The sequence below is a fragment of the Paraburkholderia sp. JPY465 genome, assembly GCF_050436725.1.
In the GTDB taxonomy this organism is placed as follows: domain Bacteria; phylum Pseudomonadota; class Gammaproteobacteria; order Burkholderiales; family Burkholderiaceae; genus Paraburkholderia; species Paraburkholderia youngii.
On the sequence record NZ_JBNDMT010000007.1, the window covers coordinates 668228 to 692696 of the forward strand.

General features: G+C 59.5%; 18 protein-coding genes, 10 pseudogenes and 1 other annotated feature. Of the genes and pseudogenes, 9 read left to right on the plus strand and 19 right to left on the minus strand.

Going from position 1 to position 24469, the window contains the following annotated elements; translation table 11 throughout:
* Positions 1 to 64: 64 nt before the first annotated feature.
* The 10 genes and pseudogenes from QFZ94_RS43795 to QFZ94_RS43840 form a co-directional block, all read right to left on the minus strand.
* The gene (locus tag QFZ94_RS43795) at positions 65 to 1264 is read right to left on the minus strand and encodes an acyltransferase family protein (RefSeq protein ID WP_429464220.1); all 1200 of its coding nucleotides are present in this window, start codon (positions 1262 to 1264) and stop codon (positions 65 to 67) included.
* 294 nt (positions 1265 to 1558) lie between these two features.
* Positions 1559 to 3082, minus strand: coding sequence for a hypothetical protein (locus QFZ94_RS43800; protein ID WP_429464221.1), 1524 nt, complete (start codon positions 3080 to 3082; stop codon positions 1559 to 1561).
* A 153-nt stretch (positions 3083 to 3235) separates the two neighbouring features.
* Entirely contained in the window at positions 3236 to 3496 is a 261-nt protein-coding gene (locus QFZ94_RS43805) for a hypothetical protein (protein ID WP_429464223.1), read from the minus strand.
* A gap of 118 nt (positions 3497 to 3614) precedes the next feature.
* Positions 3615 to 4412: a CPBP family intramembrane glutamic endopeptidase gene (locus QFZ94_RS43810; RefSeq protein ID WP_429464224.1), complete on the minus strand. Its 798-nt coding sequence runs from the start codon at positions 4410 to 4412 to the stop codon at positions 3615 to 3617.
* Positions 4413 to 4432: 20 nt separating this feature from the next.
* A complete protein-coding gene (locus tag QFZ94_RS43815) occupies positions 4433 to 4678 on the minus strand; it encodes a hypothetical protein (RefSeq protein ID WP_429464226.1) in 246 nt (81 codons plus the stop codon).
* Positions 4679 to 4815: 137 nt separating this feature from the next.
* Positions 4816 to 5524 (minus strand): annotated as a pseudogene (locus QFZ94_RS43820) (IS6 family transposase).
* A 560-nt stretch (positions 5525 to 6084) separates the two neighbouring features.
* A pseudogene (locus tag QFZ94_RS43825) lies at positions 6085 to 6186 on the minus strand (IS5/IS1182 family transposase); the annotation flags it as partial.
* 25 nt (positions 6187 to 6211) lie between these two features.
* Positions 6212 to 6446 (minus strand): annotated as a pseudogene (locus QFZ94_RS43830) (IS5/IS1182 family transposase); the annotation flags it as partial.
* A gap of 324 nt (positions 6447 to 6770) precedes the next feature.
* Complete coding sequence (locus QFZ94_RS43835; protein WP_429464228.1) at positions 6771 to 7622, minus strand: transposase; 852 nt, start codon at positions 7620 to 7622, stop codon at positions 6771 to 6773.
* Between the two features lie 22 nt (positions 7623 to 7644).
* A complete protein-coding gene (locus QFZ94_RS43840; RefSeq protein ID WP_429464230.1) occupies positions 7645 to 7845 on the minus strand; it encodes a hypothetical protein in 201 nt (66 codons plus the stop codon).
* Between the two features lie 51 nt (positions 7846 to 7896).
* On the opposite strand from QFZ94_RS43840, the pseudogene QFZ94_RS43845 reads away from it, so the two are divergent.
* From QFZ94_RS43845 to QFZ94_RS43855, 3 pseudogenes are all read left to right on the plus strand, one after another.
* A pseudogene (locus QFZ94_RS43845) lies at positions 7897 to 8541 on the plus strand (IS6 family transposase); the annotation flags it as partial.
* A 115-nt stretch (positions 8542 to 8656) separates the two neighbouring features.
* Positions 8657 to 8922: pseudogene (locus tag QFZ94_RS43850) on the plus strand (IS110 family transposase); the annotation flags it as partial.
* A 50-nt stretch (positions 8923 to 8972) separates the two neighbouring features.
* A pseudogene (locus QFZ94_RS43855) lies at positions 8973 to 9209 on the plus strand (helicase-related protein); the annotation flags it as partial.
* Here QFZ94_RS43855 and QFZ94_RS43860 read toward each other — a convergent pair.
* Together QFZ94_RS43860 and QFZ94_RS43865 are read right to left on the minus strand one after the other, a co-directional pair.
* Positions 9169 to 9639 carry an SWIM zinc finger family protein gene (locus QFZ94_RS43860; protein WP_429464233.1) on the minus strand — a complete coding sequence of 157 codons (471 nt, stop codon included), beginning with the start codon at positions 9637 to 9639 and terminating at the stop codon, positions 9169 to 9171. The pseudogene QFZ94_RS43855 and the gene QFZ94_RS43860 sit on opposite strands and share 41 nt — an antisense overlap.
* Positions 9640 to 9674: 35 nt before the next feature.
* Entirely contained in the window at positions 9675 to 10853 is a 1179-nt protein-coding gene (locus QFZ94_RS43865) for a tyrosine-type recombinase/integrase (protein WP_429464235.1), read from the minus strand.
* A 180-nt stretch (positions 10854 to 11033) separates the two neighbouring features.
* Here QFZ94_RS43865 and QFZ94_RS43870 point away from each other — a divergent pair, with 180 nt between their 5' ends.
* The 4 genes and pseudogenes from QFZ94_RS43870 to QFZ94_RS43885 all read left to right on the plus strand — a co-directional run bounded on the left by QFZ94_RS43870 (position 11034) and on the right by QFZ94_RS43885 (position 16979).
* The gene (locus tag QFZ94_RS43870) at positions 11034 to 11978 is read left to right on the plus strand and encodes a DNA-binding protein (RefSeq protein WP_429464335.1); all 945 of its coding nucleotides are present in this window, start codon (positions 11034 to 11036) and stop codon (positions 11976 to 11978) included.
* Positions 11979 to 12051: 73 nt separating this feature from the next.
* A pseudogene (locus QFZ94_RS43875) lies at positions 12052 to 15109 on the plus strand (Tn3 family transposase).
* A gap of 246 nt (positions 15110 to 15355) precedes the next feature.
* Positions 15356 to 16240, plus strand: coding sequence for an ectoine/hydroxyectoine ABC transporter substrate-binding protein EhuB (gene ehuB, locus QFZ94_RS43880; protein WP_429464237.1), 885 nt, complete (start codon positions 15356 to 15358; stop codon positions 16238 to 16240).
* A gap of 61 nt (positions 16241 to 16301) precedes the next feature.
* Entirely contained in the window at positions 16302 to 16979 is a 678-nt protein-coding gene (locus tag QFZ94_RS43885; RefSeq protein WP_429464239.1) for a maleate cis-trans isomerase family protein, read from the plus strand.
* Here the strand turns inward: QFZ94_RS43885 and QFZ94_RS43890 are convergent.
* Positions 16928 to 17767, minus strand: a pseudogene (locus tag QFZ94_RS43890) (IS30 family transposase); the annotation flags it as partial. The gene QFZ94_RS43885 and the pseudogene QFZ94_RS43890 sit on opposite strands and share 52 nt — an antisense overlap.
* Before the next feature lie 70 nt (positions 17768 to 17837).
* A complete protein-coding gene (gene istB / locus QFZ94_RS43895; protein WP_429455436.1) occupies positions 17838 to 18605 on the minus strand; it encodes an IS21-like element helper ATPase IstB in 768 nt (255 codons plus the stop codon).
* 63 nt (positions 18606 to 18668) lie between these two features.
* Here istB and QFZ94_RS43900 point away from each other — a divergent pair.
* Positions 18669 to 19906 (plus strand): IS3 family transposase gene (locus QFZ94_RS43900; RefSeq protein ID WP_429455868.1). Its coding sequence is split into 2 segments (ribosomal slippage): positions 18669 to 18963 and positions 18963 to 19906, totalling 1239 coding nucleotides; the frame shifts between segments, so codons are not numbered across the junction.
* Positions 18959 to 19075, plus strand: a sequence feature (AL1L pseudoknot). (Overlaps the previous gene by 117 nt.)
* A 39-nt stretch (positions 19907 to 19945) precedes the next feature.
* On the opposite strand, the pseudogene istA reads toward QFZ94_RS43900, so the two are convergent.
* Together istA and QFZ94_RS43910 are read right to left on the minus strand one after the other, a co-directional pair.
* Positions 19946 to 21355: pseudogene (gene istA, locus QFZ94_RS43905) on the minus strand (IS21 family transposase); the annotation flags it as partial.
* Between the two features lie 138 nt (positions 21356 to 21493).
* A pseudogene (locus QFZ94_RS43910) lies at positions 21494 to 21817 on the minus strand (helix-turn-helix domain-containing protein); the annotation flags it as partial.
* Positions 21818 to 21871: 54 nt separating this feature from the next.
* Here QFZ94_RS43910 and QFZ94_RS43915 point away from each other — a divergent pair.
* Positions 21872 to 22075 (plus strand): hypothetical protein, encoded by a 204-nt coding sequence (locus tag QFZ94_RS43915; protein WP_429464337.1) that lies wholly within the window; start codon positions 21872 to 21874, stop codon positions 22073 to 22075.
* A gap of 441 nt (positions 22076 to 22516) precedes the next feature.
* Here the strand turns inward: QFZ94_RS43915 and QFZ94_RS43920 are convergent, their stop codons facing one another.
* The 3 genes from QFZ94_RS43920 to QFZ94_RS43930 form a co-directional block, all read right to left on the minus strand.
* Positions 22517 to 22681, minus strand: coding sequence for a hypothetical protein (locus QFZ94_RS43920; RefSeq protein WP_410852599.1), 165 nt, complete (start codon positions 22679 to 22681; stop codon positions 22517 to 22519).
* The gene (locus QFZ94_RS43925) at positions 22678 to 23784 is read right to left on the minus strand and encodes an IS5 family transposase (RefSeq protein WP_429464339.1); all 1107 of its coding nucleotides are present in this window, start codon (positions 23782 to 23784) and stop codon (positions 22678 to 22680) included. Before QFZ94_RS43925 ends, QFZ94_RS43920 begins: the two co-directional genes overlap by 4 nt.
* An 88-nt stretch (positions 23785 to 23872) precedes the next feature.
* The gene (locus QFZ94_RS43930; RefSeq protein ID WP_410852598.1) at positions 23873 to 24412 is read right to left on the minus strand and encodes an Lrp/AsnC family transcriptional regulator; all 540 of its coding nucleotides are present in this window, start codon (positions 24410 to 24412) and stop codon (positions 23873 to 23875) included.
* Positions 24413 to 24469 lie beyond the last annotated feature (57 nt).

Genomic DNA, 24469 nt, shown 5'->3' on the forward strand with positions numbered 1-24469 from the left:
TCACGCGCGGCCGGCTTCGATTCATCTGCCCGTGCCCGCGGAGATGAATCGAAGCCGGGCGCTTTCATAGGCGCTCGGTCGTCAAATGAAAGCGCCGGTCGACCGTGGCGAGCAGGCGCTTCGACAGGCGAGTGGCGCGCCCCTGAATCAGCCGGTCCGACACGCGCGACAGACCGTAGGACACGAACAGCACTGCAATCAGCGTCGCCCCGAAAAGCATGAGCGACGTCTCGCCGTTCTCCTCGCTGAACAGGCCGTCGAAGAAATGAAAGGTCATATAGACGCAGATGAAGTGCCAGAGATAAATGCCATAACTTTCGCGCCCGAGGGCCGCGGCGCAGCGTCGAACCAAGGGCATGCTCGGCGTCGCATGCCCTTTCCCGCGCTCCTTGCGGGCATGGCGCGAGCACACGAACAGCAGGAACGCCACCGCACTGCACGCGGCGAATACAGGCGCGAGCGCAGGTGCCTTGTCGAGCCATACACCGAGCGCGGCCGTGACGAGCGCGAAGCCCAACGCAAGCAACAGATAGAGCCACGACACGCGCCCGGTCACATCGGATGCGCCGAGCAAATGCGAGCGGAACGCGTACCACGCCCACATGCCGACGATGAAGCACGGCCCCTGTACCGGCGGCCAGAAGTAGCTGAACGTATTGTTGGTCACATTGCATTCAAGCGTGCCGTTGCAATCGCTCATCGACAGTACCGCGAGCGACAGGCCCAGCATCAGGATGGTGGCCAGCAACAGGCGCGTGCGGTTCATCGCCAGAAAGAACAGCAACGGCGCGATCAGATAGAAAAGCATCTCCACGCCGATCGACCAGCCGCCCGGCACGACGTTGTTGATCGCGGTCGGCGACAGCGCATGAAGGAAGACCATGTTGAGCAATACGTCCATCGGGCCATGCGCGCCCAGAATCCATGCACGCTCGATGCCTGAGCGCATCGCGCCGTAGCTGATGAGGCCATAGACCGCGATCGCCGCGTAATACAAGGGCGCGATACGGAAGAAGCGCTTGATATAGAAGCGCAGCGTGACGTGACCCGCGCCCGCGCGCCGCTCGTGATCCATTTCGAGAGTCATGAAGATCGTGATCGCGCTGATCACGAAGAAAAGCTGCACGCCGTACTGGCCCATGTGCGCAAGCAGTGTCACGCCGCCCGGCAGATTGGGAAACTGAAACGACAGGTGTACTGCAACGACCCCGACGATCGCAAGCGCCCGGCCTGCATCGAGCGCGGCAACACGTTCCTTCTGCATCGATGATCTCCTTCGCGGTTGATTCCGACCTTCAAAGGCTCCAACCTCCAAAGGCCGAGAGGCCGGTGGACAAAGACGCTACCGGCGAAGTTCCGGCCAGGCCGTGTTTGATGCCCAAGTCTTACAAGAAGAAACGCGATACACGCATGGATACAATTTCCGGGCGTGGTTCAAAAAGCGCCGATTTGGGGTAACGCGGGCGAGCTGAGTCGCACCGCTCGCAGAACGGCGGGATTTTGATTTGTAATGAGCAGTCCGACCAAGGTGGAGGTCTTGAGTATCGACCTCCCACGCTCAGGCCTGCCGCGGTTGAAGCGGTCCGAGTCCCAGCATCGTGAGCCAGTGCGGGTGGTCCTGAACGGTCATCAACTCACACGGACTCCTGCCTTGACGCTCGGCCCGGCGGCTGCGCATGAAGCGCCGATGGTTCAGGAAGAAGCGCAGCAGGTCAAGATAAGGGGTGCCCAGATGGCGCCGCAGCGTGAAGTAGTTGCGCAGTCGCGAGTTGAGGTTTTCCACCAGCGAACTGCTGCGCGGCGTGTGCTCCGTGACCTGCGCCACGGCGGCGAAGACGGCGTGGAACTGGTCGCCCAGTTGGGATCGCAACCGGCCCCAGCCTTGCCAGTACGCGCCCGAGGTGGCGGGTTTGCGGTGCAGCACGCACGCGGCGCGCACGAGGACGCCGGGTACGTTCGCAGCCTGCGCGATGGTGGCGAGTTTTGCATTGAGCACGCCGGCGAACGCCAGCAGGTCATCGCGCTGGTTCTGCAGCGCCACGCGCACCGGGCGGATGCGGCGTGGATCCTGGCGTTCACGCTGTCGCAACTCATCGACCACGAAGTCGAACAGCATCTGCCGCGTGGCCAGCACCGGACCCGCCAGCGCCAGAATGTCATGACTGAGCCACTGGGTGAGTGTGCGCACGTCACGGGCCAGTTCATCGGCGTGCGCCTGAGCGTGGCGCGCCTGCCTCAGCGCGGCAGCGAAGCGGCCCGCCCGTCCCCGCGCGCGGGCGCGATCTGTCCCGGCTTCGAGCTGCTCGCGCCGTGTGCGGGCACCCCGGGCGAGCTTGCCCAGCGTCTCGCACTGGTGCTGGATGTGAAACACATCGCCATGGCAGGGCGTGTCGCCCCAGGCGGCTTTCTGTCCGGCGCGCAGACCCTGGGCGGCATCGGCAATCGTGTAGTCGGGTGCGAGCCCCTGCCTTGACGTGTCGAGCAGGTTCACGCCCCAAGTGTCGGCGTCGCGATGTTTCTCGCCGGCAAGCAGGTAACAGTAGGTCGATTCGGCATCGACGCCGGTAAGCACCGGCTGCGAGCCCTGGAAGATCTCGTCGTGCAGGCCCACGCGAATGCCAGAGAGGTCCTGCTCGCGGTTGATCGCCCTGGCCTGCTGCGCGGCCCATTGCTGCAGGTTGTGAACGCTGCCCACACTGACGCATACGCCCAGCAGATCGCGCATGAACTCCACCACGCCGCGATACGAACTGCGACAGATCAGCGTGAGCCCGAGCATCACCTGACGCAGCCAGGGCCGGGTGACCGGCAACTGGAACAGAACCTCGTCATCGGGCGCCGTCAGAGAGAACGCAACATCGAGCGCGTCGCTCGCCTTGCCCCGTTGCGCGTAGACAAACTTGCGACTCACGCCGAGCCTGGCAGACAGTTCACTGATCGTTTCCGATCCCGCCAGCGCCTGAACGGCCAGTTGCTTGCGTTCACTCTCAGGCAGCCGCTTCGCTGCCACGCCAGCCGATTGATTCATGCATCCACCACGACTGAAAAAATGGGCTGTCATTATCGGCCATGACAGCGCCATCAGGTGGCTCGCGTGTTACCCTGGTTTGAACCTCGCCCCCATCCGAACAAAGCCCATTCGCACTGGCTGACGCAGCTCGGACTCGGCCCGCTTCAACCCCGGCAGATCTGATGCCGGGAGGTCGTTGCAGGCCTCCAGTTTGCATCGCATTCCTTACCAATTCTGCATTTTTATGCAGGACGGTTCAGCTCGTCCGTGTAACGCAAAAAAGCGGGCTTTTGAACCACGCCCGAAGCGATGGCCGGAGGGCCCTCTGCAGCGGCCAACCCTCATGATGACTATAGCTATCACCAACAAACGCCGGAATTTCGCATCCCGGCGGCATTCACTTTGCACCTTAATGGCGAATTCGTGGTTCTTCCCGATGAGGTCGCGTATCTCGGTCAGCAACTCAACTACCTTCTCGTTTTCCATTACTTTTCCGTAGCGTGATGACCGAAGCAGCTCTTCGATCATCACGATTTGATTCTCGTCGACTTCGCTTGCCAGAGTGGTTCAAGGGGGCCCCAGCGCAAATCGTCGCGTTGCTTTCCTACGCAATGCGGTACGCTGCGACGATTCTGACAAGTAGCCACGCGCCGATGCAACCGCAAATAGCAGCGGGCATATGCCATGACAGCGGCAGAGAAATGGGATCGCCCCACGTCTCAGGGCCGGATCGATTCGCCAAAAGAACGCCCGCCGTGTTGTAAGACATGTGTATCAGGATACAAGGTAACAATGAGCGTGTACGCTGATACACAGCACCCAACAGTACCCCGATGGTAAAACCGCCGAAGAACTGGTACACATTCAGATGCGCCAAGCCGAACACTGCAGCCGAATGTACGACGGCCACCCCAGGCGTGTATTGCCGGAGAAAGCCGCGCAGTATGATGCCGCGAAACAGCATCTCTTCGACGACCGGTGCAATGAAGCACACCAACAGGACGGATCCGAGGCCACTCCCGATCATGGTCTGCATGGCATCGGCCATCGACTGGGTCATAGGGAAAAATACAAGCACTAGGCGCTCAATCATGATTTCCACCAGCACCAGTCCTGGTATCAACAGCAGTACTGGTAAGGCAAACGACAGGATTGTGTAGGTCCAGGAGTGCAGGTTGTCATGCACCAGTTCGCGATACGTGTATCGCCCATAGTGCATCAGCACGGGAAAGACCAGCCCGCATGCCAGCACTCGCCCGATGCTGTCAATTTCAATCTTCTGCAACCCCGCGTCGCGGCCGAAATTCCATATCAGTGCATCCACCAGATATTCCGTAAAGAAGAGCATGAGCACGATGATAAAAGCCTCGTACAGAAACGGAAAAGGGCGTCGGGTTGGCATCTTGAACAGGTAAAGAAATTTTAGTGGCCGCTAATGTTTAGCGTTTCCTGCGCCTGTAGTATCCCGACCAGTTCAGCGTCGCTAACACGAATCGCCATATCGACGGGCAAAGTCGGCGCTGGCTCTGAGATGAGAACCGGATCTTGATGGTCTTCGTAGAACTTCTTCACCCTTTCCAGAAGCTGCTCGCGTGACGACGTAGTAGCTCGCCCGCGATCTCCGTGGCTGAAATGGATGACATATTCGCTATGGAGCAGTTCTTCCAAACATCCTGAACATCCGTTGTTCGCCCCGCTCTCCTAGAGCCGGTAGGCATCGACCCAACGTCCATCCATGTTGGCTGCCTTGGTTGTGTCGCGATAAGGGAGTTGGGATGCGGAAGTTTCACTATGGTTAGGAGCACTTATATCACCAGTGAATAGAACTGCGCGGCAACCGTTCGGCTGACGCCATCGCCGTCACCTTTCATCTGCCCCTTGCGGATCATGTGCATGAGTTCGATGCCTGAGAGGATGATGCGCGCGCACCGGATTTCTTGAAGCCCATCATCGGCCGGATGATGCGTTTGGTGGCGCGGCGGTCCTGCTCGATGAGGTTGTTCAGATACTTGCTCTCGCGGATCTTGATGGGCGTTTCCCGCTCGGCGTTAAGCGCTTCAAGCGCGGCCAGATTGGCGCCACTCCTGTCCACCGTTATCGTCTCGGGCTCGCGGTTCTGGTCAATGGCCTTCTCGAAGTAGCGGCGCGCAGCGGCCCTGTCACGATGGGCGCGCAGCAGGAAATCGACCGTGTTGCCTTCCTTGTCGACGGCGCGGTACAGAAATTTCCACTGGCCTTTGACCTTCACGTAGGTCTCCGTCCATTCTCCAGCTCTTGCCTACCGGTCGCTTGTGCCGGCGAAACGCCTTTTCGAATAACGGCACGAGCTTGGTGACCCAGCGATGCACGCTTGAGTGGTCGACCTCGATTCCGCGTTCCACCATCATTTCTTCGATGGTTGCGCAGACTCAGCGAGTACGCCACGTACCACCGCACGCACAACAAAATCACGTCCACTGGAAAATGCAGGCGCTTCAGAACCTTCGCAACGCCAGGCGACAACGTCTTTCGCAAAATTCGTTCCTTCTCCACTGCTCTTCGGTCGAATTCTTCATGCCTTGATTTTACAGTAACTCCTTGGCGCGACAGAGCCAGATGTATCGCCTCTTCAGGCAAAACGAATAGCACGATCAGTCAACTTGTGGGTAATCCTAGGCCTCTGCAGGGGTGGGCGTTATTGAATAGATTCGGCAAGCGAACACGTTGAGGCTTCACACGAAACAGAGAGGCGCATGCCGCTGTAAACAATTAACATTCGGTTTGCTGCGTAGAATCTCGAATCCGATTCTATCGGAAGCACTCCGACGGCCCGAGAATTCATCCCTACCGCCCTGCTCCAGCCAAACTACCGCTCAAGCATTGTTTACGCCGGCCGGCGGCGTAACCAGACCAGCGCGACTACTTTGACAAACCCGGACAAAGCGCCTGATCCTCTAGGGAAGGTCCTTCCAACTAGTTTTCAGAGCGCTGATCTTTTGCCACTTGCGGCATATCAGTCGTAAGAGTTTGTTGGCAGGGTGGTCGCCCGGCTTTCCAACCATGACGACCTCCGTTTGCCGAGACCGATGGGCTTTTCACGTTTCGCGTAAAGCCTTGCGCGCCGTCCAACGGTTGGCCAGTGCAAACAGTGTCGTGATCTGCGCGGTGCTCTTCATCAACCCTCGATACCGGGCCTTCGTCTATCCAAGCTGCTGCTGGTTCCTTCTTCATCTGGTGCCTCTCCGGGCCCCGTGCATCAGAGCCGTTCTTTGTCGAACTGGGTGCCGAAAGCAAGATCGCATCGACCGCCGATTCAGCATCAAGCCTTGCTCGCTCAGGATCTCATTGACCAGTGTGCGCATCACGCGGCCAAGCCGTGTGTTGCGAGGAGGTGACGGAACCGGAGAATCGCACTCTCGCCAGCCAAACGCGTCATACCCTTGTCTAATCCCGAAAACCCACTGTGCGCACACAAGCAAAGATCGAGACTGCAGGCGCTATGGGATTGCTGCCATCATGCCACCGATCGCCCATCACATAGATATAAAATGTTTTTTTGATGTCCGCGTGATTCTCTAATACCTCCCAGGCGGGGCTTTGTTCAGCAGGGTATTCGCCCATTGGGTTGCGGGCGCAACTATGCCGTCCTGGCGCAGACCGCCTTGCCGAAGCTGTTCCACAGATTCACGAGGTTCGCGATAATCACGCCCTCGCGCTGCTGCGATTCGGTTTTGCGCGTCAGTAGCCGCGCGCCGAGGCAGCGCTTGATGCGCGAGATCTGCTACTCGACCAGCGCGCGCTGGCCATACCCGTATTTGTTGCGAAACGCATGGATGCCCTTGTCCTTGATGTACTGAACGAGATGGTCGTGCCAGCGCGTCGCCGGCGGATTGTGAACGACCGCATTGGCCGGTGGGGGAATCACCGGCAGCACGCCGCAGGCTGACCACGCCTGGGTCTGCGCAATACTGTAGTACGCGCCGTCGGCGATCACGCAGTCGACGTTCGCCTCGACTGCCAGCATCGCATTCAGGCCCGCCTCGTCAGAGACGTTGTCCTCGGTGATCGCGATCTGGTGGACGTTCGTCTCCGGGTCGATCGACAGGTGCATCTTGCGCCACGGCGTCTGGCTCGCGTCGCGGCCGTACTTTTGCCGATGCCATTCGCTGGCCCGGCCAAACTTCATGCCGCTGCTGTCGACGATCAGGCTGATCGCCTCGCCGTTGCCCAGGCGTTCGGCCGCGCGCGAGCAGCGTTGTTTGACGTGAACCTCGATCGTGCGGAATCGCTCGCTCAGAAGCCCGAAACTCGGCACCGCGATGTCGCGTCCGCGCAGCGCCCAGAATTCCTCCATGTGGCCAGTGATCTGTCGCATGCCCCAGCCAAACAGCCGGTAGAAGATGAAGATCAGCTCGAGGTACGCATCGCTGTACGTCTGGGACTGACCCGACTCGCCCTTGCGGTAGGGCGTGTCGTTGATGAACAGCGCCTTCAGGTCGCCGTCGGGACAATACAGGCTGAGCTGTCCGTGCTTCTTCACGCTCGCGTTGTAGTCACGCGCATTCGTCACCCGGTAGCCCGGCTTGGCTCGTTTGCGCGGTTCGCCACTCTTCAGTCTTGCCTTGTAAGGCATGAAAGCTCGCCAGTCGGATTGATCACTGGACTCTTTCTACCCGACCCTCAGCCGCCGTGCAAGTGACCCTGCTGAACAAAGCCCGGTAGAAGGTAAAGATCAGCTCGATGTACGCCGTGGTGTAGGTCGGCTCACGCCCCGACACGCCCGGCGTACGGATCTTTGCGTTGATAAGCTGCGCCTTCAGATCGCCGCCCGGCACATACAGGCGGCTCTGTCGCATTAACGCGAGGGAGGTAAAATTCGAGGCTGACGAGAACGCTTTGGCCAAACGATGAAGAAGATACTGACGCCACGAACGACGCTTGCTCCGGGCATCGCCAAGGTTCTGAAGCGGCTGTACTATCCGCTTGAAGTGATCCTGCTGTGCGTGCGATGATACGTTGCTTACTCGCTGAGTCTTCGCAATCTCGAGGAAATGATGGCTGGGCGCGACATTGGCGTCGATCATTCGACGGTGCATCGCTGGGTTGTCAAGGTGGTACCGCTGTTCAAAAAGACGTTTCGCAAGCACAAGCGGCCGGTCAGCAAGAGCTGGCGGGTTGATGAAACCTATATCAAGGTTAAGGGCTCGTGGAAGTATCTTTACCGGGCAGTGGATAAGGCGGGCAACACCATCGATTTTCTGTTCAGGGCCAAGCGGGACAAGGCTGCTGCTCGGCGCTTCTTCGAAAAGGCAATCGGTCAGAACGGCTCGCCCGAGTCGATAACCATCGACAAAAGCGGCTCCAATCTGGCTGCGCTTAACGCGGTGAATGCCGAGCGCGAGACGCCCATCAAGGTTCGTCAGATCAAGTATTTGAACAACATCGTCGAGCAGGACCATCGGGCCATCAAACGCCGGATCCGACCGATGCTCGGGTTCAAGGATTTCAACTGCGCGCGCGTCATTCTGAGTGGCATCGAATTGAATGAAATGAACACGTCCCACCTGTGAACGTGAGAGCAAAAAAAGGTGGATCCTCACGGGCCCAGCGGCATCGATGTGCCCAGGTGGAAAATAGACGCTTTTCCAAGTAACCGGAGAGTCCATCGTGAAGCCTACCCCAGTTGGAGTCGATACTGCGAAAGCCGTCTTCCAGGTCCATTACGTCGATCAGGAAACCGGCGAGATCGTGAACAAGCCGATCAAGCGGGCAAAGTTTCTCTCGAGCACTTCGCGAACCGGACACCGTGCCTAATCGGAATGGAAGCGTGCGGCGGCGCCCACCACTGGGCCCGGCAACTGACGAAGATGGGGCATCAAGTCAGGCTGATGCCAGCCGAGTTCGTGAAGGCATTCAATATTCGCAACAAGAATCTATGGTCCTCCCCGTTTTTGCAACACTGACTTTTAATGCTGTGGTTGGCATGCTCGACATGCTGCCCGAACTGATCGAGGAAGGTCGTCGTATCCTGCTGTTCTCCCAGTTTACCGGCATGCTCGAGCTCATCGCCGCCGCACTGGAGGCCGCCAGAATTCCATACGTAGTCCTGACCGGTGAGACAACTGATCGTGTGACGCCCGTGCAGCGTTTCCAGCAGGGTGAGGTGCCGCTCTTCCTGATCAACCTGAAGGCCGGCGGCGTCGGCCTGAACCTGACGGCGGATACATGTCGGGAACAACCACATAAACAAGCGTGAGCGTCGTTCGCGCGACCGTTGCCCGGCCATTCTGCATGGACGGTTCCGCGTATTTGACGCGAAATCCTTCCAGCCAGCTCACCAGCGCGGGATGGACGCCGGTGGCGGGCGCAGCTGGCAGATGCGCGAGTCCCGCGATGGGCAGCGCGGCCATGTGCTTGCAACGGTAGCCGACCGGACAGGTGCAGTCTCCTTCGATCTGCACACTGCCGCCCATCCCGACAAAATGGATCTCCGTTTCATAGAGTCGGCGCTGTGAGCCTTGCACCTTCCCGCTCAGAACGTCGTCCCGCCAGTTCAGGTCCGACACTGCATGCGTATATGGCCGTGCCTTGAGCACGGTATGCGGACCCAGCCAGGCTTCGATCTGTTGACGGTTGTAGGAGACAGGCATGCGGAGAAATTCTGGTTGAACGGGCAGCGCCCATTTTACGCAGGGTGTTCGTCAGGCGGGATGATCGCGTCCGACCTGGGCATCATGTTCGTCGTCTGCGTGTGACGTCGATCGTCCTCGGCGTGCAGATAGATGCCGGTCGTCTCGATCGACGCATGCCGCAGGTTTTTCTGGATGAAGCGCAGATCGGTGCCGGCGTCCGCCTGATGCGAGGCCGCGCTGTGGCGCAGCCAGTGGGTCGAGGCGCGACGTAGCGTGGTGGCGCCAACTGGATCGATTGCATTGAGCGCGTCAGCGGCCCGACGAAAGACGTCCCTGACGATCAGGTAGATCGCCGCGGGTGTCAGATGCCGCGCATCGTCACCGGCGATGCTCATCACGGCAGGACCGGTCTCGCTCGCGGCCGGTACCGGCGACAGGCCGTGAAAGGCCCGATAGCGCGCAAAGTCGGCCATCAACGCATCGCCAACCGGCACCTCGCCCTCGGCGCCGCCCTTGCCGACGACGTGCAGCCACCATTTGCCACGGCGCTGATAGAAGTCCGCTGCCTTCGCGTGGGCGGCTTCCGAAACACGCAGCGCGGTGTGATACAGCAGGCGGATCAGCCAGCGGCTGCGCTCGTAGTGCTGCTCGTCGCGTTCGGTCAGACGCGGCCACTGTTCCACGCTCGCGAGCACGTGATCCCACAGCGTGTGATCGAGATACCGTTCGACCCGGCGGGTTCGCCTGGCTGAAGTCGTTCGCCCGCGGCGCAGCGCGAGCGGATTGCCGGCCAGATAGCCGGCGCTCACCAGGTACGTCATCAGGCCCGAGAGGATGCCTAGAGCCTGATGCCGGCTACGCTCCGATAGCGGCCCCTCGAACAGTCGCCTCGTGCTTCCTTTGCGTGGCCGGTCGGGATCGGCCCAGTCGCCAGTTGGCGCCACCAGAAAGCGCTCGTAGAGCAGGAAGTCTTCGCGCGTGAGGCTCGACAGCGGCTTGCCCAGCGCCTGCGTAGCCCACAGCAGCAGGCGTACCGCCTCCTTGCGATAGCTGCGCAGCGTATGCGGTGACGCGGTGTATTCGGCAAGCCACAGGCGCACGGCCTCGACATCGGTGTCAGCGGCGATCTGACGGTGTCGGCCGCTCGCGCGGTTGGTGCCAAGGCTGCCGTCGAGTACGGCCGGCAGCGCGATAGTCAGAACGGGGTCGACGGGCGTGACAGGCAGGTTCATGGTGTGACGCGTTTCGAAATCGGGTTTTCGCAGCGTACAGCAAAGTAACTTGCGATTATGCGAATTATCGTAAATTTCAGGCCAATATCGTTACATATATAACGTGATACGATGATATACAGTTCTGCAAGCCCCCGAAAACCATTTCCCTCGACCAATTTCACGGTGAAAAAGCCGCCCATGAGTCGCATCAGCGATACCCGTTTCCGTACCCGCGAAGCCGCCGCGCGCATCGTTGCCGCCGGTCGGCTCCCGCATGAGCTCACCGTCGACCTGATCTACGCCGAGATCCGGCAAGGCAGCCGCACCACCATCAACGACGAACTCAAGCTCTGGAAGGACGAGCAGGCGCGCATCGACGCGCTGAGCGCTGCGCTGCCGCCGGCGGTTGCAAACGCGATGCTGTCGGTCTGGGCGCTCGCGGTCGAACACGGCGAACAGGTTTTTGCGCAGCGTGGTGAAGAGCTCGAAACTGAAGCGACGGGTGCGGCGATGCGCGCCGAGTCCCTGGCAACAGCCAACGCAGGCCTTCAGGCCGAAACGCACACCCTGCGCGTCCAGCTCGAGGATCAACAGACGCGCCTTGCCTCGGCGCTGGCCGATCTTGCACGAACCCAGGCAGAGCGCGATGCTGCCGCCCGGCAAAGCGAAGCCGCCACAGCCGAACGCGATACCCTGCGTGCGCAATCGGAGCAGGTACTGCGCGATGCACAACAGGCCCATGCGCGCGAACTTGAGGCGCTGCATGCAGCCCGCGCCGGGCATGAGACCACCTTGCGCGCGGAAGTCGACCAGGCGACCGCCCGGCTCGAAGGCGTACAAAAGCGCGTCATGATGCAGACCGATGAAGCCCGCGAAGCGCAGCGTCGCGCCGAAGCTGCGCTTGCAAAGACCCAGCAGCGCAACGAACAGCTCGTCGGTGATGTCCAGCGCCTGTCAGCCGACGCCGCCGAGCAGCGACGGCTCGCCGAGCGGCACGAAAAGCAGCTCGCCAGCGTCATGGACGAAGCACGCGAGCTGCGGCGGGAGCGCGATACGCTCGCCCAGCAGGTCGCATCACTGCAAGGTCAGATCAGGACGCACACCGGTCCTTCGTCAACACGCCCGACGAAACGGCCGCGCTAAACGCCAGGTATCACGTCAGCATAGCTGTGCGCCGCGGCATGCCCAAACATCGAAGAACAAATACACGCTTCCCATGGCAGCCAACTCGCATCGCCTGTCGATCCTGACCCGCCACGAAATCGACGAACTGTACGCACTCACACGCTTTACCGATGAAGACCGGCACGCGTACTTCGAGCTGGGCGAGGCCGAACAGACGCTCGTTCATTCACGTACGGCCTCGGTCGCCGCGCACCTGACGCTGCAACTCGGCTACTTCAAGGCAAAGAACCAGTTCTTCGACTACGACCAGGATACCGTCCAGGACGATTTGCGCTACATCCTGACCCGACACTTCCCGGACAAGGATGTGGCCTCCATCAGCCCACCTTCAACTCCGACCCGACGCGCATTGCAACACAGCATCCTCGATCTGTTCGGCTTCCGGCTTTGCGACAGCGCTGCCAAAGCGGACCTCGAGCGCCGCGCGCAGCACCTCGCCAGGCTGTCCACGCAACCGATCTACATCCTGCGCGAGAGCCTTCAGTATCTGAAGCAGCAGCGTATTGTCGTGCCGATTTACACATTCCTGCAGGACATGGTCGGAAGGGTCGTGAGCGCGGAACGCCGGCGCGTTTCGAACCTGCTCAGTGACGCACTCACCACGGACATCTCGCAGCAACTCGACGCGCTGCTATGCGCCGACGAGTCGATGTACCGGGTCAGCATCCTCAAGCACGAGCCGAAGGACTTCAGCTACAAGGAACTTCGCCAGGAGTCCGAGCGCCGGCAGTTCTTCGCACCCCTGCATGAGTTCGCCCGGCACTTTCTCGAGACCACCGGCATTTCCACGGACAGCGGCCGGTATTACGCGTCGCTCGTGAAGTTCTACACCGTCTACAAGCTGCAACGCATGCCGGTCGCGATCACACGTCTGTACCTGCTGTGCTTTGCCTACTACCGGTTTCGCCAGATCAACGACAATCTGATCGAAGCCTTCATTCATCTGGTCGACCAGTATGAGCAGTCGGCCCGCGAGGTCGCCGAGGCGGCCGCGCAAAGCGCGCTTACCGACGCCAGCACTCATCTGAAGGCCGCTGGCCAGGTTCTCCATCTCTTTGTCGACGACTCAATCCCACGCAACGCGTCGTTCTCCAGCGTCAGAAAAAAGGCCTTCGCACTGCTCCCGCCCGAACGTTTCGAGCCGGTCTCCAGCTATATGCGCAACGTCACGTTCGACAAGGTCGGCTTCGAATGGTCGCACTACACCGCGTTGTCGCCCGTCATCAAACGCAACATCCGGCATCTGTTTTTCCGGCATCGAGTTCGCCGGCCGCATCGAAGATGCGCCGTTGCTGGGGGCCGTTGCTTTTCTGCAGGAACTGTTACGCAATGGCAAATCGCCCCGGCAGAGCAAGCCGTTCGCGTTTCCCACCGCGTTCATTCCAAAGAACCTGCAACCCCACCTGTATCGCCCCGAGGCCGGAAAAAAGAAGCAGCTCGACGTCGATCGCTACGAATTTCTCGTCTATCGCCTGCTGCGTAACGCGCTCGAGGCTGGCGATGTGTTCAGCAACGACAGCACCGAGTTCCGCCGCTTCGAGGACGATCTGATCAGCGATGCACGCTGGCAGCACAAGGACGATATCCTGCGAGAGATTGGGTTGCCGGTTCTCCTGGCACCAATCGAAGAAACGCTCGCCATCCTGCACGACGATATCGAAGCGCAGTTGAAGCTCGTCAACCATCACATCGAGCAGCGCGACAACCCACATATCAAGGTACGCCAGCAGGGCGACAAACGCCGCTGGAGCCTCGTATATCCCGCTCCCGACGAATCAGTCAACCATTCGTTTTACAGCCAGTTGCCCGGGATCGACATCGCCAGGCTGCTGTGGTTCGTCGCCGAACGCACGGAGTTCCTGAAGGCCTTCACCCACGTGCTCGATCGCTATGTGAAGCATGCCGCCGACCCGCGCGAAATCCTTGCCTGCGTGGTCGCCATGGGCACCAACATGGGCCTGCAAAAAATGGCCGAAGTCTCGGGCATCAGCTACGCTTCGCTCGCGAGCACCGCGCGCAACTATCTGCGCCCCGAAACCCTGCATGCCGCCAATGACGCGATCAGCAACGCAACTGCTGGCCTGCCGGCGTTTCATCTGTTCGACGTCGGCGACCAGATCCATTCGAGCAGCGACGGCCAGCGCTTCGAAACCCAGATCGACACCTTCCAGGCGCGGCACTCGCCCAAGTATTACGGCCTCGGCAAGGGTATCAGCGCCTGCACGGCCGTCGCTAACCACGTGCCGTTCAACATGAAAGTCATCGGCGCACACGAGCACGAAAGCCATTACGTGTTCGACCTGCTCTACAACAATACGTCCGACATCCGTCCGCAGGTCCATTCCACCGACACGCACGGCGCCAACCAGCTGAACTTCTTTACCCTGCTTACGTTCGAGTATCAGTTTGCGCCGCGCTATCGCGACCTGCACAAGAAAATCGCCAGCCTCGTCGGCCGGCACAACCCGAGTCACTACGGGAACTGGCTGATCAAACCTTCGCGAAAATCCCACGATGAACGGATCATCCGGGAGTGGCCCAACGTCCAGCGCATCATGGTTTCACTCGCACAAAAGGACGTCACGCAAGCCACAATCGTGCGCAAGCTCAGCAGCTACGTGCGCCAGAATAAAACCAAAAAGGCGCTCTGGGAACTCGACAACCTCTGCCGCACGCGCCATATTCTCAGGTTCATCAACGACGTCAACCTGCGTCAGGACGTGCAGAAGGCCTTGAACCGCGGCGAAGCGTACCACCGGTTGCGCCGCGCGATCGCCTACGTCAACGGCGGCAAGCTGCGTGTGCACACCGAGGCCGAACAGCAGATCTGGAACGACTGCTCACGGCTGATCGCCAATGCAATCATCTACTACAACACGGCGCTGCTTTCCCGCGTATATGAGCAAAAACGTGCGGATCGCGACCTCGCTGCAACGGCGCTGATCGCTGGCATGTCACCCGTCGCGTGGCAGCACATCAACCTGTTCGGCTCCTTCGAATTCGGCCCGGAGGGTTCTTCCATCGACATTGACGTGCTCGCCGCATACTACGCCGATCCGGCATACTGGACCCGGATTGTGCAAGCTTAATCCCAACCCGGCGAGCCGTAATCCTCCCTTCCTGAAAGCGCTCTGCCCGGATCACTTCCACTCGTTTTATACCCCGTAAAGCCAATACTGGCGTGGGTTTTGAGAAGATTTTCTGTTTTCGGGGGATGGGCAAAAATAGCCGTCTAGTGAAAGATTTGTATTGAATCCGTAGGATTACTAAAAGTTGAATTCCATGGGATAACGCACTGGACGCGCCCATGGAGCCAAATCGCAGAGAGGGATGAGATGAAAAATGATTCCAAATGGCGCTGTGCTTTCCTTGTTGCAGTGTTTGCTCTTGCGTTGAGCGCGACCATTAGCTCGGCCCGAGCTCAGACGCTTGGTGACAAGGTAAAAAACGATGGAACCGTTACAATCGGGGTTCACAATCGTTGGCCGTGGGGATACGAGACGGATTCGGGGGAAGTCACTGGGCTTTATCCTGATGTATTTAAGGCTGTGACAGACGGCATGGGCGTCAAAAAAGTGGACTTCATCGTGATGGATTTTGGCGCGCTCATCCCGAGTCTGCTGTCCAGGCGGATCGATGCGGTCGCCTCCGGTATGGCTATCACGCCTGCACGCTGCAAGCAGGTCGCCTTCTCAGACCCTTTTCAGGCTAATGGTGACGCGTTACTAGTGAAGAAGGGAAATCCGCTCAAGATCCACAGCTACGCCGACATCGCGAAGAACCCGGCCATTCGTATTACTGACATCAGGGGGGCTTCTACCACTGAGAACGCCGTTGCTGCAGGCATTAAGCACGATCGTATCCAGCTCTACCCGGACATCGAATCGGGTTTAGCTGCACTTCTTGCGGGGCGCTCTGATGCGCTAATGATGGGGCAGGCGACCGCGATCGGCCTGCTTCGCGATCGGAATACCACTGGCGTCGAACGCGCGATGCCTTTCACTGGGTACGTCGAACCGAATGGTCAGGAAAAAAAGAACTATGGAGCGATCGCGTTCAGGCCAACTGACGCGAATTTTGTGAAGCTTTTCAACGAAAGTCTCGCGAAGCGGAAGGCTGACGGAACTATCGCAAAGATTATGGAAAAGTATGGATTCAGCAAGGATGACATTCCGTCAATTAATGTCAAGGCTACGGCTCTTTGCGAAGCGTCAGAGTGACGAACGAGTGAGTGAGCTGAAGCATGACCCTGCCTCAACTTCTAAGCACGCGTGGTATTGAATGACGAATCAATCTGAATCTCAGGCGCGGCAGTGGGTATCCGTACCCTATGAGATCACCACCGGAATCGGCAGTCGCGCGCACATAGGGATGGTGGTGATTTCTAATGATCAGACACTCTCTTACGAAGCGAGAGCAATGCTGTCCCTTCCCGGTATCGCATTGTATGAAAGCCGCGTTCCGACCGCCCGGGCCAGTGGCCAAGCCGTCTCAAAGGACACGCTGAGGCAGCAGGCGGATAAAATCGGGACGGCGATCAAGCTGATAAATTCCATGCGCCCATCTGACGTCATTGCGTTGGGCTGCACATCGGCTGCAATGGTGATCGGGCAGTCGGAACTCGAACGTCTGGTGCGCGAGGTTCACCTAGGTGCACTCGTAACAGACCCTTTCCGTGGAATTAAGGCTGCACTGAAGGCACTAAAATCCAGGAGGATTGGATACGTCTCTCCATATCCCCATGACGTTGCATCAGATATGGTGCACGCATTGGAAAACATGGGAATGGACGTCACCTCAGTTTGTACGTTTTCCAATCCGACCGGTTTTATCGGTGATGAAGCACCTTTCATTTCGCCGGAAAGCGTTGCTGACGCTATTCGAACGGCAGTCCGTACTGGGCGGATTCAACCGGTCGATGCAATAGTTTGGTTAAACCGCTCGGCTGGCGTTTCGTAATTCAGTGTCTTCCTCGGACGTTCATTGAGCCGTCTCGCCACAGCATTGAGCCTGGTCTGTGAATACACCGACAGGTCGGTACCTTTCGGGAAGTATTGCCTCAACAGTCCATTCGTGTTCTCGTTCGACCCACGCTGCCAGGGATGTTGTGGGTCGCAGAAGTAGACGGCAATGTCCGTGGCAACAGTAAAGCGTTTGTGGCTGGCCATCTCAGTGCCGCGATCCCAGGTTAGCGATTTGTAGAGTTCCTGGGGCAATTTGCAGGCATGTTTGATGAGCGCATCGGCAACCACCTCGCTGTCCTTGCTGGCAATCTTCACCAGCATCACATAGCGTGTCTGGCGCTCGACGAGCGTCGCAATCTGGCTGCTCCCGCTGCCGCAAAGCAGATCACCCTCCCAATGTCCCGGCACTGCGCGGTCCTCGATCGTGGCTGGACGTTCGCTGATCGACACCGTGTCGCGGATCCTGCCGTGGTCGCCCGTCTTCTGCGTGTAATGGCGGGAACGCCGCATGACCCGGGTACGCCGCAAATGTTCGAGCAATTCCTTCTTCAAGGCACCACGGGCCTGGATGAAGAGACTGCGGTAGATGGTCTCGTGTGACACGTGGTAATCCTCGTTGTCCGGGTACGCGCGCCTGAGCCATCCCGCGATCTGCTCGGGCGACCACTCCAGTTGAAGTTTGTCTGCCACGATGCGTGCCAACATCCGGTGTTCGACCAGCTTACAGACTTTGGGCCGCTGCGCCCGATCCCAGGCAAGCTGATCGGCGTGACTTGCCCGATAGCCACCCCGATGGGCAGTTCAAACTCCTCCACTTGTGGGCGGCTAAATTCCCCCAGGCAGGACGAGCGGATTATGCGTCGGATTCCTCAGTGACGGCAAGCCTGGCAGCAGCTTCCCGGAGTCGATAGCTCTTGCCTTCAAACTCGAGGAGTTTGGAGCGATGCAGCAGACGATCAAGGATCGTCGAGGCCATGGTGCTGTCGCGAAGGTAGCGCCCCCAGTCCTGGACGACACGGTTGGACGTGACGAGGATGCTGCGACGTTGCTTGTAGCGTTGATGGACCAGTGTCTGCAGCAATTCGGCCGCGGCATCGGGAATGCGTTTGGCGAGGAACAGATCGTCAAGCACGAGGAGTTCGGGCTCGACCAGGGCCTTGAGCAGCCGGTCCTGATCGGCACGTGTTTCCACGGCATAGCCGGCGAACACGGTGTCGGACTCGACGTATCGCACCTTCATTCCCTGCAGGGTGGCGTTGTAGGCGATAGCCTTGGCGATATGACTTTTGCCGGTGCCGGGTTTGCCGATCAGCAGCGCGTTGTCGCTGTCGGCGACGAACTTCAGCGTGTGTAGCTCGAAGCAGGCCTGCCGGGGGACTTTCGTGTTGAAGGACCAGTCGAAGTCGCTCAGGGTTTTGCGCTCGTCCAGGCCGGACTGCTGGAAGCGTCGTTCGAGAAGCCGGGACTGTCGTCGATCGAGCTCGTCCTGCAGAATCATGGAGAAGGTTTCAAGGAATGGCTGCTGGCTGGCCTGGGCTTGCAGCACCCGGGTTTCCAGTGTCGCGCTGATGCCGGACAGGCGCAGTTCGCGCAGGGCGCGGTCGATTTCGGCAAGGCTCATGCTCAAGAGAGATTGAAGCGCCCCGGGTTTTCCGGAGACTCCACTTCTTGAGAAAATGGAGCTATGGAAAACACGAAGAAGAAGTCCCCGAGGTACTCGCCGGAAGTTCGTGAGCGGGCTGTGCGAATGGTACTGGAACATCAAGGCGATCGCGAATCGCAATGGAAGGTGATCGCGTCGATCGCAGCGAAGTTTGGCTGCTCGGGCGAGACGCTGCGTAGCTGGGTACGCAAGGAAGAGCGGAATCGGGGTTTGCGCCCGGGCACGAGCACGCAGGAGCAGGATCGGATCAAGGAACTGGAGCGGGAAGTGCGTGAGCTTCGGCAGGTCAATGAAATCCTGCGCAAGGCGTCAGCGTATTTCGCACAGGCGGAGCTCGACCGCCGACCGAAGTGATGATCACGTTCATCGATGATCACCGGCACGTCTACGGGGTCGAGCCGATCTGCAGGGTGCTGCCAATCGCCCCGTCGACGTACTACACGCATGTGGCCCGCCGCGCCCATCCTGAGCTGGTGCCGGCGCGGGCCCAGCGCGACAGGATGCTCAAGGACGAGATCCAGCGTGTGTGGGAAGAAAACTTCCAGGTCTACGGCGCAGACAAGGTCTGGAAGCAATTGAAGCGCGAAGGCATTGTCGTGGCGCGTTGCACGGTCGAGCGGCTGATGAAGCAGATGGGCCTGCGCGGTGTGGTGCGGGGCAAGACGGTCCGCACGACAGTGAGCGATGGTTCGACGCCGTGCCCGAAGGATCTGGTGAAGCGGCAGTTCACGGCCGAACGGCCCAATGCGCTGTGGGTGTCAGATTTTACGTATGTATCGAGCTGGCAAGGCTTCGTCTATGTCGCGTTCATCATCGACGTGTTCGCCCGGCGCATTGTCGGCTGGCGCGTCTCGAGCTCGGCGCGAACGGACTTCGTTCTGGACGCACTGGAGCAGGCCTTGTACGAACGACAGCCGGCGCAGCAGGACGGGCTGATCCATCACAGCGACCGCGGCGTGCAATACGTATCGATCCGCTATACGGATCGGCTGGTCGAGGCTGGCATCGAGCCATCCGTGGGCAGCGTGGGCGACTCCTACGATAACGCGCTGGCTGAAACGATCAATGGCTTGTACAAGGCAGAGGTCATTCACCGCCTCGGGCCGTGGCGCAATCTGCAGGCCGTTGAAATGGCCACGCTCGAATGGGTGGACTGGTTCAACAATCGTCGGCTCTTCGGCCCCATCGGCAACATTCCACCTGCCGAGGCAGAAGCCGCTTACTATGCAAATCTCGCTGAGTCTGTCACTGTGGCATGACGCAAGCAAAACGGTCTCCGGAAAACCCGGGGCGCTTCACTCGGTCAGCGCCTTGACCTGTTTGTAGCTGGGCATGCCTTCTCTCATTGCGATCTCGCAGGCCGATTCGATCAGGCGGCGGGGATAGCGCCGGACCAGGCCGACGATGCCCCAGAGCTTGCGCTGACCGACTCGCCCTTCGGTGTCGAACAGATGCTGGCACAGGCGTTCGGCCGATGGCCCGATCGTCCTGGCCTGCGCGAGGATGCGGCGCGTTTCCCGGGAGGGATTGAACGGTCGCTCGTCGTGCGGCAGGATCACTGTTCCCGGCCTGTCGGCCAGAATGTGGGTGCGCAGCAATGTCTGTGTCTGGAGGTTGCGGATTTCCAGGTGACGGGCAAATTTACGCACCAGCACCTTGCTGCCAATGGGAGCCGGTTGGGCAGCGTAACTGCTGTGGTCGACCCGTACGCACGTGTCGTCGCAGACCGTGTAGACCTTGTCGGTGAAGTATTCGAAGTTGCGCGCCGGCAAGGCACGCAGATGGGGGCGCTCTTCCTCGAACATCGCCTGAACCTGGCGACGGGTACTGCCGTGGATCCTTCTGGCCGCCCAGTTCGATTCCCATTGATCAAGGAAGGCGTTTTGCTCCTCGATCGACTCGAACCGGCGCCCCTTCAGGGCCGTGCCTTGGGTATGCTGGATAGCGTTCTCGACGGTGCCCTTGCGATTCGGATCTCGTACGCGGGCTGGGTCCGCCACCACGCCGTAGTGAGCGAGCATGGCTGCATACACCGGATTGAGCTCCGGCTCGTACAGGTCCGGTTTGATCACGCCTTCCTTCAGATTGTCGAGGACGACGTATTGCGTTACACCACCCAGCTGGCGCCAGGCCTGCTCGTGCAACTCGGCCCAGACCTGTTTGCTGGACTTCCACACAACGCGGCGGAAGCTGCGTCGCGAGTACCGAAGCGTCATGACGAACAACCGCGGCTTGCGGTAACGGTTTGTGCCCGGCACCCTGGTCAGGGCCCCCTCGCCATAATCAACCTGGGCTTCTTCGCCAGGCTGGAAATCCAGCCGGTCAAACTGGGCCGGTTCATGCTGGCGCAATGTCCGCACGAACCGCTTGACGCTGTCGTATCCGGCAGCAAAGCCAAACCGGTCCACCAGATCCTGGTAGATGGCCATGGCGTTGCGCCGCAGCCGCAACTGGGCCTCTATGAACTCCCGGTGTGACTCGCAGGCCGATATCTGGTTGCTCTTTGCCGGTGGGCAGGGTGGAGGAATTTGCAGCCCGGAGCCGGTGGGCACCGTGGGGGAATTTGCCTGCGCCGCCGCGAATTGCTCCTGGTACTTGCGGATCGTCTTACGGTCGACTCCCGTAATCCGGGCAATCTCCCGCTGACGTTTGCCCGCGGCGATGAGCGTGGCGATGGTTGTTTGCAGATGCGGCTTCAAGACATTCACTCCAACAACCCCTCTTTTTCTTCATTCGAGGGGTGTAAGGTAACGTCCTGCCAGACCGCGCCAGCGTCATGCTCCGCGTGTCTCTAGGTGGGGGATTTTAGGTGCCCACAGGTGGGGGAATTTGCCCGCCCATCGGGGATAGCCATCCTGCCCACTGTTGCGTTTGATCTCGCGGCAGATGGTAGAGGGAGCCCGCGCAAGCCGACTGGCGATTGACTGGATCGAATCGCCAGCAACAAGCGCGCTCGATATCTCTTCCCGCTCGGCTAATGTTAGCGCCAGCCGCGAACGATGTCGCTTTGCCGGCGGGATTCCACCGGCTTCGCCGATGATCCGCTGCACGGACGAGTGGTGGCGATCGAAGAGCTGGGCGATATGCTCGAGAGACTCACCCTTTCGCCAGCGCTCCCACATCAGCGCTTTCTGCTTCTCGCTGTAGTAAATCCGGTGTCGCTGTTTCATTTGCAACACTCCCGCCGCTCATGCAGCGTTCATTGTGTTGCATCGACCGGTTGAATCCGCCCTGCAGATGCGGACACTATTGTTGTTGCGTGTACCCAGATGCGCGCTGCACACGTCATCGACGCGCTCGAACGAGAAACGGGAAAGCGAATCATTTCCTCGAATCAGGCGTTGTGCTGGCATGCCCTGAGACTTGCTGAATGCGACGATGATGTCCCCGGCTGGGGCCAACTCTTTCGCCTGGGGATAGGAGATTAAGCGCTGATCGAAATACAGAGTTCTGAGCTGTGACAGATGTCTGGCTAGTTGCTTCAGTGTCGTTTGCGAATATCCAGCGCAGGAGCCGAAAATCCGCGCCGTTCGACTCGGCTCTTACGCTTGCAGTCGACGTATGAGTCGCGCTGGGCCAGCCGAGCTTGCGGGGCCACCCAAGGCGTGGTTTCTTTGAGATTCAATAAGGACTCTTTTCTTTCGAGGCGCGAGACTGATGCCCCGCAATGCCACGTCTTTTCCCGAGACTGCGGGCCCCGCGCATCCTGTAAGCGAGAACGCGGGAGAAGTCCTGTTTTCGTTTGCGATTGCGCAGAGCTAAGTCTTTCGATTGTCGTGAGGCTCACTTGATCCGGAGACCGCTTTGCCGTAACACACTGCCGGCATCCAAGGATCGAAGTAGACGAATGGACATTCGATGCAACCTCTCTAGCAGGCTGTTGAAAAGCGCCCCGTCATGAAGATCGAAGCTGTGTTCACGAGGTTTCCGCATGCGATTTGCTGCTGAATTGCGGGTTCGCCGGCTGATTTTTGCGGGCAACGCACCCGGTTGCTGCGCGGGCGCAGCATCATCGCCACGCCGTCGGGGCTCATCGCGTCGCTCCCTGCAGCACCACAGCTGGCATTCGCGCCATGCGGGTCAGATTGCTCGCCACCATCGTCAGCTTGAAGTGCTGGTCGACGCGCCTGAGGCCGCGATAGACCGTCTGGCGGATCCGTCCGACCGTTTTACCCCAGCCGAAATGCTCCTCGATACGCTTGCGGATGATCTGGCTGACCCGGTAGCCCGCATGCCGCGAAGTGCGACCGTCGATTGCGCTACCGCCAGCGCGCTCATCGTTGCGCGCGACGTGCGGCGTCACGTTGCGAGCCCGGCAATCGCTCACGAAGTCGCGCGTGTCATAGGCCTTGTCCGCACCCACTGTCTTCGCATGCGTCCCCGGTACGCAGTCGAGCAGCCGCAAGGCGCTGGCCCGTTCGGCGAAACCATCCGCATGACTGACCACAGCGCCGACCACCAGCCCGGAGCGGTTCTCCATCAGGATGTGGCCGTGGTAGCACAGGATGGCTGGACTCTTTTTACTCTTCTTGAACAGACGTGCGTCCGCATCCGTGCTCGACTCATGCGTATCGTTGCTGCGCCGCTTGCCTTTCCAGTCCGTGTCGGCATTGCGCCCGCCGCCTGCTGGCGGTCCATCGTCCGAACCGTCCTTTGCACGGAAGCTCTTGTGACTGGCCCACGCCTGAATCAGCGTGCCGTCCACCGAAAAATGATCCCTGGAAAGCAGGCCACGTTTGTCGGCCAGACTCATGACTTCGGTAAAAAACGCTTCTACCACTTCATGCTCCAGCAGCCGGTCGCGGTTCTTCGAGAACACCGAGTGGTCCCACACGGCGTCCTCGATCGCCAGCCCGACGAACCAGCGGAACAGCAGGTTGTAGCGCATCTGCTCCATCAGCATGCGCTCGCTGCGCACCGAGTAGAACACTTGCAACAGCAGGGCACGCAGCAGTTTCTCGGGTGCAATCGAAGCCCGGCCGCTGTCCGCATAGATCACGCTGAACAACCCGTTGAGCCGCTTCAATGCTTCATTCACCAGCTGCCGGATCGGTCGCAATGGGTGATCAACGGGGACGAAGTCGTCCAGCTTGACCCTCGTAAACAGCCGCTCCTGCATCTCATCAATCCCGCGCATCGCACTCATCGCCCAATCTCATGAACACGATATCCATAACGGCTGTCCTTCGAACCCCGTTTACACGCGACCCAAATTCAACAGCCTGCTAGGTCCATTCCTGACGGACCTCGTCGCCGCTCGGGAGCATGAGGCCTGCAGTCGGAAGCGGCAGCGCGGTCTTATAGCGCACTTGCTTGAGCGCAAAGCTGGAGCGGATGTTCGACACGCCAGGTATTTTCGTGAGCCATTGAACGATGAAGTGCTCAAGGCTTTGCATGTCCGGCACGACAACCCTCAGCAGATAATCGGCATCGCCTGTCATTAGATAGCACTCCATCACTTCTGGCCGATCCGCGATCTCCTTCTCAAAAACACGTAGCGCGTCTTCGACCTGTTGTTCGAGGCTGACCTGAATAAAGACGTTGATACGCAATCCGAGCGCGCCGGCGTCGAGGAGGGTGACGTGTTGCCGGAACAAGCCGAGATTTTCAAGTGTGCGTACGCGATTGAAACAGGGAGTGGGGGAGAGGTTAACAGCGCGTGCGAGCTCAGCGTTTGTGATACGCGCATTGTCCTGCAACTGCCGCAGGATCGCGATGTCGGTGCGATCCAGCCGGCGGGTTGGGAGCTTTGTTTCAGACGTCATAGTATGGAAATCTCACGGGAGAATGCGTTCCCAGAATTTATACCCTATCTGCAGCAA

Coding starts and splice junctions, on each gene's coding strand:
- QFZ94_RS43795 (WP_429464220.1), bottom strand. CDS start 1,264: ATGCAGAAGGAACGTGTTGCCGCGCTCGATGCAGGCCGGGCGCTTGCG.
- QFZ94_RS43800 (WP_429464221.1), bottom strand. CDS start 3,082: ATGGCGCTGTCATGGCCGATAATGACAGCCCATTTTTTCAGTCGTGGT.
- QFZ94_RS43805 (WP_429464223.1), bottom strand. CDS start 3,496: ATGGAAAACGAGAAGGTAGTTGAGTTGCTGACCGAGATACGCGACCTC.
- QFZ94_RS43810 (WP_429464224.1), bottom strand. CDS start 4,412: ATGCCAACCCGACGCCCTTTTCCGTTTCTGTACGAGGCTTTTATCATC.
- QFZ94_RS43835 (WP_429464228.1), bottom strand. CDS start 7,622: ATGCCTTACAAGGCAAGACTGAAGAGTGGCGAACCGCGCAAACGAGCC.
- QFZ94_RS43840 (WP_429464230.1), bottom strand. CDS start 7,845: ATGCGACAGAGCCGCCTGTATGTGCCGGGCGGCGATCTGAAGGCGCAG.
- QFZ94_RS43860 (WP_429464233.1), bottom strand. CDS start 9,639: ATGCCTGTCTCCTACAACCGTCAACAGATCGAAGCCTGGCTGGGTCCG.
- QFZ94_RS43865 (WP_429464235.1), bottom strand. CDS start 10,853: ATGAACCTGCCTGTCACGCCCGTCGACCCCGTTCTGACTATCGCGCTG.
- QFZ94_RS43870 (WP_429464335.1), top strand. CDS start 11,034: ATGAGTCGCATCAGCGATACCCGTTTCCGTACCCGCGAAGCCGCCGCG.
- ehuB (WP_429464237.1), top strand. CDS start 15,356: ATGAAAAATGATTCCAAATGGCGCTGTGCTTTCCTTGTTGCAGTGTTT.
- QFZ94_RS43885 (WP_429464239.1), top strand. CDS start 16,302: ATGACGAATCAATCTGAATCTCAGGCGCGGCAGTGGGTATCCGTACCC.
- istB (WP_429455436.1), bottom strand. CDS start 18,605: ATGAGCCTTGCCGAAATCGACCGCGCCCTGCGCGAACTGCGCCTGTCC.
- QFZ94_RS43920 (WP_410852599.1), bottom strand. CDS start 22,681: ATGAGCCCCGACGGCGTGGCGATGATGCTGCGCCCGCGCAGCAACCGG.
- QFZ94_RS43925 (WP_429464339.1), bottom strand. CDS start 23,784: ATGCGCGGGATTGATGAGATGCAGGAGCGGCTGTTTACGAGGGTCAAG.
- QFZ94_RS43930 (WP_410852598.1), bottom strand. CDS start 24,412: ATGACGTCTGAAACAAAGCTCCCAACCCGCCGGCTGGATCGCACCGAC.